The 11019-nt window shown below is 60.9% G+C and carries 10 protein-coding genes; 3 read left to right on the top strand and 7 right to left on the bottom strand.

The window, feature by feature from the left end; translation table 11 throughout:
• Positions 1 to 9: 9 nt before the first annotated feature.
• From FRT59_RS14990 to FRT59_RS14980, 3 genes are read right to left on the bottom strand one after another with little or no spacing between them, the layout of a single operon-like run.
• Positions 10 to 279, bottom strand: coding sequence for a phosphopantetheine-binding protein (locus FRT59_RS14990; protein ID WP_034117369.1), 270 nt, complete (start codon positions 277 to 279; stop codon positions 10 to 12).
• On the bottom strand, positions 257 to 1069 hold the full coding sequence (locus FRT59_RS14985) for a lysophospholipid acyltransferase family protein (RefSeq protein ID WP_153838696.1): 813 nt from the start codon (positions 1067 to 1069) through the stop codon (positions 257 to 259). The genes FRT59_RS14990 and FRT59_RS14985 overlap by 23 nt, the downstream gene beginning before the upstream one ends.
• Positions 1045 to 1767 (bottom strand): beta-ketoacyl synthase chain length factor, encoded by a 723-nt coding sequence (locus tag FRT59_RS14980; protein WP_198809697.1) that lies wholly within the window; start codon positions 1765 to 1767, stop codon positions 1045 to 1047. Before FRT59_RS14980 ends, FRT59_RS14985 begins: the two co-directional genes overlap by 25 nt.
• 337 nt (positions 1768 to 2104) lie before the next feature.
• Here FRT59_RS14980 and FRT59_RS14975 point away from each other — a divergent pair, with 337 nt between their 5' ends.
• On the top strand, positions 2105 to 2875 hold the full coding sequence (locus FRT59_RS14975) for a ParA family protein (RefSeq protein ID WP_034117372.1): 771 nt from the start codon (positions 2105 to 2107) through the stop codon (positions 2873 to 2875).
• A gap of 60 nt (positions 2876 to 2935) precedes the next feature.
• Here the strand turns inward: FRT59_RS14975 and trxC are convergent, their stop codons facing one another.
• Positions 2936 to 3370, bottom strand: a complete 435-nt coding sequence (gene trxC / locus FRT59_RS14970) for a thioredoxin TrxC (RefSeq protein WP_124375979.1) — start codon at positions 3368 to 3370, stop codon at positions 2936 to 2938.
• A 222-nt stretch (positions 3371 to 3592) separates the two neighbouring features.
• On the opposite strand from trxC, the gene FRT59_RS14965 reads away from it, so the two are divergent.
• Positions 3593 to 3889 (top strand): type II toxin-antitoxin system HigB family toxin, encoded by a 297-nt coding sequence (locus tag FRT59_RS14965; protein WP_153871564.1) that lies wholly within the window; start codon positions 3593 to 3595, stop codon positions 3887 to 3889.
• A complete protein-coding gene (locus FRT59_RS14960) occupies positions 3886 to 4287 on the top strand; it encodes a helix-turn-helix domain-containing protein (RefSeq protein WP_034117375.1) in 402 nt (133 codons plus the stop codon). The genes FRT59_RS14965 and FRT59_RS14960 overlap by 4 nt, the downstream gene beginning before the upstream one ends.
• A gap of 5 nt (positions 4288 to 4292) precedes the next feature.
• Here FRT59_RS14960 and selO read toward each other — a convergent pair whose 3' ends face one another.
• The 3 genes from selO to FRT59_RS14945 are packed head-to-tail and all read right to left on the bottom strand — an operon-like array spanning position 4293 to position 10980.
• Positions 4293 to 5756, bottom strand: a complete 1464-nt coding sequence (selO, locus tag FRT59_RS14955) for a protein adenylyltransferase SelO (RefSeq protein ID WP_198809696.1) — start codon at positions 5754 to 5756, stop codon at positions 4293 to 4295.
• 48 nt (positions 5757 to 5804) lie between these two features.
• The gene (gene mscK, locus FRT59_RS14950) at positions 5805 to 9188 is read right to left on the bottom strand and encodes a mechanosensitive channel MscK (RefSeq protein ID WP_153871563.1); all 3384 of its coding nucleotides are present in this window, start codon (positions 9186 to 9188) and stop codon (positions 5805 to 5807) included.
• Positions 9189 to 9237: 49 nt separating this feature from the next.
• On the bottom strand, positions 9238 to 10980 hold the full coding sequence (locus tag FRT59_RS14945; protein ID WP_005784108.1) for a potassium/proton antiporter: 1743 nt from the start codon (positions 10978 to 10980) through the stop codon (positions 9238 to 9240).
• Positions 10981 to 11019 lie beyond the last annotated feature (39 nt).

The raw sequence follows: 11019 nt of genomic DNA, 5'->3' as shown, positions 1-11019 counted from the left end.
GGTACGGTCTCAAGCTGCCTGTCGGGCCGTGACGAACGCCGCAAGGCTGGCCACGTTAGTGAAGTGATTGCGGGTGTCCTTGGCGTCGGCATCGATCTTGATGCCGTAGGTTTTCTGGATCGCCAGGCCCAACTCCAGGGCGTCGACCGAATCCAGGCCCAGGCCTTCGCCGAACAGGGTCTGTTCGCTGCCAATGTCGTCGGCGCTGATGTCCTCCAGGCCCAGGGCCTCGATGATCAGCGTCTTTATGTCGTGCTCAAGGCGGTGTTGGTCGCTCATCTTCGGCGAGCTCCTTAATGAAATAGTGATGCAGGTAATCGTTAAGCTTGCGTGATGCCTGGGGCGCGGGGCCGACTGCGGCAAACGCTTGTGGTTCTATATCGGCACCCACGCGCAAACTGAAGTGGAATCGACGTTTGGGAATGCGATACCAGGGTTCAGCCTTGGTCAGGGTGGTGGGGCTGACCTTGATCACCACCGGGGTGATGATTGTCGCACCCCGCAGGGCAATCGCCGCGCCGCCGCGATGAAAGGCGGGTGCGGCGCCGGGCGTGGTGCGGGTGCCTTCGGGAAAGATGATCAGGGTCTGGCCGGCGCGCAGGGCGTCGGCCGCCGCATCGAGCATGTCGGCGCTGCCGTCGTTGCTGATATAGCCGGCATCGCGCACCGGGCCGCGGGTGAACGGGTTTTGAAACAGGCTCTGCTTGACCACGCAGTTGGTCTGGCGCATCAGGCCGATCAGGAACACCACATCGATCAGCGACGGGTGGTTGGCAACGATCATCTGCCCGGGGCGCCCGAGCTTCTCGGCGCCTTCCACGCTGTAGGTCAGCACGCCGCCACGCTGCATCAGCTGGATAAAGAACCAGAACAGCCGGCTGATAGTGTGGCGGGCGCGGCGCTGGTGCTGTTCGGCGCTGCCCGGCAGGCAACTGAGCAACGGGAACACCAGCAAACGCAGGCACAGCCCACCCACGCCGAACACGAAAAAGCTCGCGGCGGTGGCGAACAGGCGCCAGTAGTAGGCGTCCCGTGGCTTGTCGGTCAGGGCTTGCGTTGCCAGTTCCATACTCGGTTCTTCCAGGCATGTTGGCAGGCGCCCTGTTCGGTCAACAGGGTGCGCAGCAGGTTCAGGGCATGGGGCCACTGGGCGGTGGTGGAGGGTTGGACAGTGCCGCTGGTGAGTTCCAGTTGCCACTCGTCGCCGGGCGTCAGCAGCAGGCCGAGGGCGTAGGGGAATGGGACGTCATGGATCCAGCCGGCGTAGGCTTCGGGCGGCTGTTCTTCAGTGATCACCAGCAGCACCGCCGGGGCGCCTTCGTTGAGCAATGCCGCGGCTTCGAGCAGGCCGTGTTCCAGGCCATCGCCGGCGGCGGCAAGGGCGGTCATTTCGCTGGTTTCATTGCGCAGGATCGACCACAGGCCAATCACTGCGTTGTGCACCGACAGGCTGAACTGGGTTGGCGACAGCGGCTGGTCATTGGCCAGGTCGCTGAGAATATCCAGGGTGCGTGGGGTTTCGCCGTGCCGGGAGATAAACACCAGGGGCAAATCCTGCAAGCCCTCGGCCAGTGGCCAGCCCACACTGAAGGCCATGCGCGCCAGGCGGCTCAGGCGGCGGCGTTGCATAGCTGGCAAAAATGACACATCTGGCGACGCATCACTGGCAGGCAGCAACACCGGGGCCCGGCACCAGGCGTGCCAGTCATCGGCAGTCTCCAGGCCAGGAGCCCAGGCGCGCCATTGGGCGATGTTGAAGTTGATCACTGAGAAGTTATCCCGCCCCTGCGGGCTTCCATGTGCGGCCGGTAGCCCCGAATACCGGGACAGGGAGCGATGGCCGAATGGCGCGCATTATCCCGGTGCCGTGGGGTTCTAGCAAACTTTGGTAAAGAATTGTTCAAGTGTGATTACAAATTAGTGGGGAGGAATTACCGATTGTCCTTTACCGGGGAGCCCCTTGGATTGTCGGACCATTCCTATTCATTTGTGCGTGACTTACTACGGCACGCCGGTAATGCAGTAGTGCATGGATGAACGAGGTAGCTAACAGGCACTTTTGCCCTCTACACTCGGACATTCATTGATACACGGAGGTTTTTCCATGCGGCGCGTGGTGTTCAATCAAAAAGGCGGCGTTGGCAAGTCCAGCATCGCCTGTAACCTGGCGGCGGTCAGCGCCAGTGAAGGCTATCGAACCCTGTTGGTAGACCTCGATGCTCAAGCCAACTCGACCCAGTACCTCACCGGGCTGACCGGCGATGATATCCCCATGGGGATTGCCGAATTCTTCAAGCAAACCCTGTCCACCGGGCCATTTTCGAAGAAAAACCGCGTGGATATCTACGAAACACCGTTCGACAACCTGCACGTGATCACGGCCACCGCAGAGCTTGCAGACCTGCAGCCCAAGCTTGAGGCCAAGCACAAGATCAACAAGCTGCGAAAGCTGCTGGATGAGTTGAGCGAAGATTACGACCGGATTTACCTCGACACCCCGCCCGCCTTGAACTTCTATGCGGTTTCGGCGCTGATTGCCGCTGATCGTGTATTGATCCCCTTCGATTGCGACAGCTTCTCGCGCCAGGCGTTGTACGGCTTGCTGAGGGAAATCGAAGAACTGAAGGACGACCACAACGAAGGCCTGGAAGTGGAAGGCATTGTGGTCAACCAGTTCCAGGCCAGGGCGAGCCTGCCGCAGCAGATGTTGGATGAGTTGATTGCCGAGGGCCTGCCAGTGCTGCCGGTGTACCTGGCCAGTTCGGTGCGCATGCGCGAGTCGCACCAGGAAAGCAAGCCGCTGATCCACCTGGATCCCAGGCACAAGCTGACCCAGCAGTTTGTGGAATTGCATAACTTGCTGGAAAACGCTTGAGCCAAATGTGGGAGGGAGCAAGCCCCCTCCCACACTGTCCAGCATTGTTCTGAAGGTCGGTTACACCCCCTGACTACGCAACCAGCTCATCAACTGCGGTAACGGAAACGCCCCGCTCTGGCGCGCCACTTCGCGACCGTTCTTGAACAGAATCAAACTGGGAATAGAACGAATCCCCAGCTGTGCCGACAGCTGCTGATTAGCCTCGCTGTCCAGCTTCGCCAACCGGCACTTACCCTCAAGCTGCCCGGCAGCCTGCTCGAATACCGGCGCAAACGACTTGCACGGCCCACACCAGGCGGCCCACACATCCACCAGCAACGGCAGATCGCCCTTGATCTGGCTGGCGTAGTCGCCCTGTTTCAGCTCAAACGGTTTGTTCAGTAACACGGGCTGCTTGCAACGCCCGCATTTGGGTGCATCGCCCAGGCGTTCGCCGGGAATGCGGTTGAGGCCATTGCAATGGGGGCAAGGGATAACAAGAGGTTCGGACATCGGAGGCTCCTAGGGTCTGGCCATACGTGTATTTGGTGCCGGGACCGAGGTTTATCAAGGTTGGGGGCAAGAGACTTATTCGCTCACAGTTTCGCTCGCGCCGGGGTAAGTCGCGTGTCTAGGCTTTTTGTCGTGCGCCACCGGTCTGTTTGCGGCTATAGCAAATTGCGATAGTTCGGATTCAGGTTTAACCTTCATAGCAAGATGCGATAAGGACGTTGCATGCGAGTAATCAGTGAAAGCAGGATCTGGGAAGCAAAGGAAAAATGGCCGCGCTCAGCAACGGCTCTGGACCAGTGGTATCGCGTGATCAAACGCAACGCCCCCAAAGACTTCGCTGCAATGAAAGCCATGTTTCCTGCCACGGACAAGGTAGGTGAGTTTCATGTATTTGATATTGGCGGTAACAAGCTGAGGTTGATTGCGTCGGTGCAGTATCGAATGCAGCGCGTTTACATCAAACACCTGCTTGACCATCGCGATTATGAGAAGGACAAATGGAAGGAACAAATCAAATGAGCGCGCTTATGCGAGTAGCGGCAGAGCACTGGCAATTCGTTTCGCCTGTGCTGCGCAAGCCGCAAAACGAGGCAGACTACGACGCACTGGTGTGCGGTTTGGATGAGCTATTGAGTCTGGTGGGTGAAGACGAGGACAGCCCGCTGATGAGCCTGGTCGACATTCTCAGCGACTGGATCGAAGCTTATGATCGTGAGCATCGTCCTATGCCCGTCGCCAGTGGGGTCGATGTGCTGCGCTACATGATGCGCGAGCACAATCTCACCCAGAGCGACCTTCCGGGGGTTGGGGCGCAATCAGTCGTCTCTGAGATATTGAGCGGAAAACGCCAGCTCAACGTGCGCCAGATTCGTTGGCTGGCCGAGCGTTTCGGGGTGTCAGTGGAGACCTTTATCTAAAGGGATCAAGACGAACAACTGATCTCCAAATGCTTGCCCCAATCCGGCGGCCGCTGCGCGTATTGCTCCATGCCCGCTTGTTCCTCGAACGGTTTGGAAAGCACCTCATGCAGCCGTCGCACTTCGCTGTAGTCCCCAGCCTCGGCGGCGGCGATGGCGTTTTGGGCGAGGTAGTTGCGCAGGATGTACAACGGGTTAGCCGCATGCATCCGCTCACGGCGCTGTTCTTCACTGTAATCCCCATCCCGTGCAACCCGATCTTTATACAATTGGGCCCAGGCGTCGAACCCGGCCAGGTCGACAAAGTCATCGCGCAACCGCGTCACCGCAAGCTCTGCGGACTCATCGCCCAGGCGCCGGAACAACAGCGTGTAGTCCACGCCACTGTTCTGCATCAGCTTAAGCAAGCCCTCCACCAGCTTCTGGTCATCGTCTTCGGCAGTGGTCAGGCCCAGGCGGCGGCGCATCAGGTCCAGGTAGTGGGCCTGGTAGAACGGCAGGTACAGGCCAAGCGCTTCTTTCAAGGCGTCAACGCTGATAAACGGCGTGAGGGCCTGAGCCAGTGCACTGAGGTTCCACTGCCCGATCGGCACTTGGTTGCTGAAGGAGTAACGCCCTTCATGGTCCGAATGGTTGCAGATGAAGTGAGCATCAAAGTCGTCGAGGAAGGCAAACGGCCCGAAGTCGAAGGTGATGCCCAGGATCGACATGTTGTCGGTGTTCATTACGCCGTGGCAGAAGCCATAGGCTTGCCATTTGGCGATCATTTCGGCATTGCGCTCGACGATTTCACGGAACATCGCCAGGTACGGCTCAGGCTGCTCGCGGCACTCGGGGTAGTGCAGGTTCAATACGTGTTCGGCCAGCTCGGCCTGCTGTTCGGGCTTCTTGGTGTAGTAGAAGTATTCGAAATGCCCGAAGCGGACATGGCTGGGGGCCAGGCGCAAAACCATCGCCCCACGTTCCTGCTTCTCCCGCCAAACCGGGGTACTGGAGCCGATCACGCACAGGGCGCGGCTGCTGGGAATGCCCAGCGCGTGCAGGGCTTCCGAGGCGAGAAATTCACGAATAGAAGAGCGTAACACCGCACGCCCGTCGCCCATGCGTGAGTAAGGCGTCATGCCGGCGCCCTTGAGATGCAAATCCCAGTGCTCGCCGGCCTGGTTATACACCTCGCCCAGCAACAACCCGCGGCCATCGCCCAACTGCGGGGTGTAGCCGCCGAACTGATGCCCGGAATAGACCATCGCCCGTGGTTCTGCCTCGGCCCACAGTTTGTGGCCGCCAAACAGTTCGGCAAATACCGGTGTTTCGGCCACCGCCGGGTCGAGGTCAAGCAGGGCCATGGCGGCGTTGCTTGCCACCACCAGGCGCGGTTCGTCGAGGGGTTCGGGCAACACGTGAGTTGAGAACGCATCGCCCAGGCGTGCGAAGCGGTTGTCGAAGGTCAGTTCGTCGAGGGCTTTCACCGGCCATCTCCAGCAGAATGTCCGAGCATTCTGCTGGGGATAGGGCGTTTAGTCGAGTTTGCTCGGTGGCGGTTCCGGCGCATCCACCACTTTGCCGGCGGGTGGCTCTGGTGCGTCGGGCTTGTCGACGGGCTCGACGATGGTCTTGCGCTCATCCTCGGCCGGCACCAGTTTGTATTCCTGGCCGTGGAGGTTTTTCAGGTAGATCTCCATCTGCCTGAACGAGATGTTGATGTGCTGTTTCTTGAACTCACGGTTGATAAAGCGGTTGACCTCGTCGAGCACCGGGTTGCGGTCGCCCAGGTCGCGTACATGCATGCGCAGCTCGTGGTCTAGCGTGCTTTCGCCGAAGTTGAGGAAGTACACATGGGGTTCGGGCTCTTTCAGTACCCGTGGGTTTTCCCGTGCGGCCTTCAGTAACAATTCCTTCACCAGGTCCAGGTCGGAGCCGTAGTCCACACCGAGTTTCAGGGTCACGCGGGTGATGGTGTCGGTCAGCGACCAGTTGATCAGTTGCCCGGTAATGAAGGTCTTGTTCGGGACGATGATGTCTTTGTTGTCGAAATCGGTGATCGTGGTAGCACGAATGCGGATCTTGCTTACCGTGCCTGACAGGTTGCCGATGGTGATGGTGTCGCCGATCCGCACCGGGCGTTCGAACAGGATCATGATGCCGGAGATGAAGTTGGCGAAGATCTCCTGCATGCCGAAGCCCAGGCCCACCGACAGCGCGGCGACCAGCCATTGCAGCTTGTCCCAGCTCACCCCGAGGGTGGACAGTGTGGATACGAAGCCCACACCGGCAATGATGTAGGACAGCAAGGTGGTGGTGGCGTAGGCGCTGCCTTGGGCCAGGTCCAGCTTGGACAGCACCAGTACCTCAAGCAGGCCGGGCAGGTTGCGCGCCAGGGCGAAGGTGATGCCGATGATGATCGACGCGCCGAGCAGGTCGCCGATGCTGATGGGCACCATGCTGATATTCGCACCTGTGCCGCTGGTGTATTCGTACAGGGTGACGTTATCCAGGTACGAAAACACCGAGATCAGGTCCGACCACACCCAGTACAGCGCCGCGATAAAGCCGCCGAGCAAGGCCAGGCGGATCAGGCGCATCGACTGTTCGTTGACCTGCTCGATGTCCAGGGTCGGCTCTTCGATAACCGCTTCGCCATCACCGGCTTCCTTGGCGGCCTGGCGTTTGGCCAGGGCGCGGGAATAGGCCAGGCGCCGGGCGGCAACCCCTAGGCCACGCACAAAGGTGGCCTCAATCACCAGCCAGAACATCAGCAGGTACAGGGTGTTGATCAGTCGGTCGCTGAGTTTCAGTGCGGTGTAGTAGTAGCCAAAACACACGGCAATAAACAGCGCGACCGGCAGGGCGGTGAACAGCAGCCCGATAGCCTTGCGAAACAGCGAGGCTTTCTCGTGGGTCGGGCTGTTCAGCAGCAGGCGGCCCAGCAGCCAGGCCATCAGCGCGTAGCAGGTCAGCACCACGCCAATGCCCAGCACGTCGTCGGCCAGCGCCGCCGGCTGATGTTCGGCAATCGCTACGACTGCCACCAACGCCAGCACTACCAGGCCAAGCTTGCGCACCCAGCCTTGCAGGAATTCGACCTGAGGCTTTTCCCAGCGGAAGTGCAGTTCCGCCACGCCGCCCGGCGCGAGGATGCGGTAGGCGGTGTAGAACACCAGCCAGGCCTGGGCGATCTGCAACAAGGCTGCGCCCAGGTTGGCGTTTTGCCCACGGGCATCGATCTGTAGGGCATAGCCGCACAGCGCCAGGCCCAGGGCTACCGGCATGGCCAGCAGGACATTGATCAGGATGGCCTGGGGCGTGTGCCACTGGCTGTCGCGCTTGAAGTGGCCGATGTCCAGGTGAACCTTTTTCAGGCGCACATAGAGCGCATTACGGCGCCACAGCAGCGCGCCGATCAACAGCAGTAACGGCAGGAACAGCAGCGGGCGTTGGGTCAGGCCGTCATACAACTCGCTGACGCTGGAAGCCCAGGGCAGGGTGGTGACTTGCTTGCTCAGGTGCGCCGGCACGGTTTCCAGCCATTCGGTGTCCAGCGGCTTGTTGCTCGGGATCCAGAACATCTGCTCGTCGAGCGTTGCACGCAGGGTAGTGGCGGTGCTCAGCAGTTGTTTCTGGTTCAGTTGCAGGGTGATGGATTCGTTGAGCAGTGCGCTCAATTCGCGGCTCAGGCGCTCCAGCAGGTCGCTGCGGGTGATCGCCAGTTCCAACAGGGTGCGGCGCAGTTGCGGGGTGACCTCATCCGGCGGCTGGTCCGCTAGCAGTTTATCCACATAGGCGCTGGGAGAGCTGATCAGCTCGCGCTGCTGGTTGACCTCGAACTGGTACAGGCGAATGTTGGCAATATCGTCGGCCAGGTCTTTGTCCACGGTGAGGCGTGGCAGAGCTTGTTTCTGTTTATAGAGAATCTTGGACAGCAGCAGGCTGCCCTTGAGTACATTGATCTGCTCGTCCAGGGCCGAATCGCTTTGGGTCACGGTGTCCAGTTGCTGCTTGGTCTGCAGGTTTTTCTGGGTCAGGTCGTTAAGACGGTCGGTGCTTTTGAGCAGGTAGTCGGAGAGCTTCAGGTTCGCTGCGCTTTCCGTGGCCAGCAGGCTGCTACCGCCGGCTTTCTGTGCTTCGATGGATTGCTGGGTGACCGTTTGTTGCGACTGGGCCAGGCGTTTCTGGTTGATCAGGGTTTGCAGGTCCTGGATTTCCTGCTCCAGGCGCGCGGTTTTTTCCTGGATCAGGTCATGCTGGCTGTTGCCCAGGTCTTGCAACTGGCTGTTGCCGGCCAACTCCTGTCGGCGCAGCGGGATCAACGCATTCAGGGCCGCCAGTTCGGCGTTCAACTGGTTGCGCTGGTCGCCGCTGAGGGCCTTGCCATTGTCCTTGCCGAGCTTGAGCGTCGCGTTGATCTGCTGGATGCGCGTCTGGCTGCTGCTGATTTCGGTCTGGGCGCGTTCGGGGCGGGTCTGGGCGGCGATGGTCAGGCTGTTGGCCTCGGCCAGCTCTTTTTGCAGGTCGCCTTGCTGGGTGGTGCGTTGCACCAGCAATTGCTCGAGTTGCGGTACTGGCAGCGTGGCGTAGCGCTGGGCCACCGGAATGACCTTGGTGGCCTTGAGCCGGGTGAGCTCGCGCTGGTTGTCAGTGGTCTGGCGTGGCGCCTCTTCCAACTGGCGCTTGAGGTCCGCCAGGCGCTGCTCGTAATCCTGCTTGTTGCCCAGGTAGATCAGGGTCTGTTGCAGGATCGCCTGCAGCGCCTTCATGTCGGCGTCAGGCAACTTGCGATCGGGCAGTTTATCCAGGGTTTGCTGGATGGCGTCGGCGCTGGGCGGGTCGGCGGCGTGTACGCTGCCGACACAAAGGGTCAGGCCCAGCAGGGCAGTGGCGAGAAAAGTGCGCAGAGTTGGCATAGAGACCGGTCTTGCAAGGTGAAGAATCGGGGCGTCATCGCCCCGCAGTTTAGAGGAAGAGCCCGGGGCCCGGGCGACTTCCTTCGGGGAATCTGACGCCGACTTTGCCAATCTTGTTCCCGTCCATGACCGCGACGGTCCAGATAGTGTTGTTCCACTCTACCTGGTCGCCCACTACCGGGGCGCCGCCGACTTTCTGGGTGATGAAGCGGCTCAATGGCATGTCCGGGTCGATGCCCTCCAGCTTGAGCCCGTACAGGGCCGAAACCGCGCCCAGCTGGGCGTCGCCTTCAAGCACGAAGTCGCCGAAGAAGCGCAGGTCGAGGCCCCGTTGCGGTGCCTGGCTGAACAGTTTGCCCAGGGCCGGCAGGTTGTGTTCATGGCCGATCACGCAGAGCAAATCGTCGACTTCCAGCACCGTACTACCCGACGGATGGAGCAGTTGCTGGCCACGAAACAGCGCAGCGATACGCGTGCCTTCGGGCATTTTCAGCTCGCGCAGGGCCGCACCGATGCACCATTTTTCCGCACCCAGGCGGTAGACGAACAGCTCCCACTCGCTGGTGACGTGTACTTCCAGGGCGGCGCGGGAGATTGGCGCAGGGTCTGGCGGTACGGTGACTTTCAGCAGCTTGGCCACCCACGGCAGGCTCGTGCCCTGTACCAGCAACGACACCAGCACGATAAAGAACGCCAGGTTGAAGTACAGCTGCGCATGGGGCAGGCCGGCCATCAGCGGGAACACCGCCAGGATGATCGGCACCGCGCCGCGCAGGCCGACCCAGGCGATAAAGGCTTTTTCGCGACCGTGGAACGCTTTGAATGGCAGCAGGCCAACCATCACCGACAGCGGCCGTGCAAACAGGATCATCCACAGCGCCAGGCCCAGGGCCGGCAGGGCAATCGGCAGCAGGTCATGGGGCGTGACCAGCAGGCCCAGCACCAGAAACATGCCGATCTGCGCCAGCCAGGCCATACCGTCGAGCATATGCAGGATGCCATGGCGGCTGCGCACCGGGCGGTTGCCGATCACCAGGCCGCACAGGTACACGGCGAGGAAGCCGCTGCCGTGCAGGGCGTTGGTCAGGGCGAAGACGAACAGGCCGCCGGCGATCACCAGGATCGGGTACAGGCCGTTGGCCAGGTTGATGCGGTTGACCAGTTGCAGCATCAGCCAGCCGCCGCCCAGGCCCACCAGGCCACCGATGCCGAATTCGCGGATAAGGTGCGTCAGCAGGCTCCAGTGCAGGCCGGTCTGGCCGCTGGCGAGCATGTCGATCAGGGTGACGGTGAGGAACACCGCCATCGGGTCATTGCTGCCGGATTCGATTTCCAGGCTGGCGCTGACCCGCTCGTTGAGTCCCTTGCCGCCCAGCAGCGAGAACACCGCTGCGGCGTCCGTGGAGCCGACAATGGCGCCGATCAGCAAACCTTGAATGATGTTGAGGTCAAACAGCCAGGCCGCAGCCATGCCCGTGAGGCCGGTGGTAATCAACACCCCCACTGTAGCCAGGGACAAGGCCGGCCACAGCGCCACGCGAAAGCTCGCCACTCGTGTACGCAAGCCGCCGTCGAGCAGGATCACGGCCAGCGCAAGGTTGCCCACCAGGTAGGCGGTCGGATAATTATCGAAAATGATGCCGCCGCCATCGACACCGGCGGTCATGCCCACGGCCAGGATGATCACCAGGATCGGGATGCCCAGGCGGGACGAAAGGGAGCTCACCAGAATGCTCGCACTCACCAGCAACGCGCCGATCAAGAACAGGCTGTTGATGGTCGTCGCATTCAAAGGCAGTACTCCAAAGCAGGGAAGACGGGGCGCAAACTG

Source organism: Pseudomonas haemolytica (genome assembly GCF_009659625.1).
GTDB lineage: Bacteria > Pseudomonadota > Gammaproteobacteria > Pseudomonadales > Pseudomonadaceae > Aquipseudomonas > Aquipseudomonas haemolytica.
Note: the sequence above shows the minus strand (reverse complement) of the source record. Positions and strands in the feature narration are given on the sequence as shown.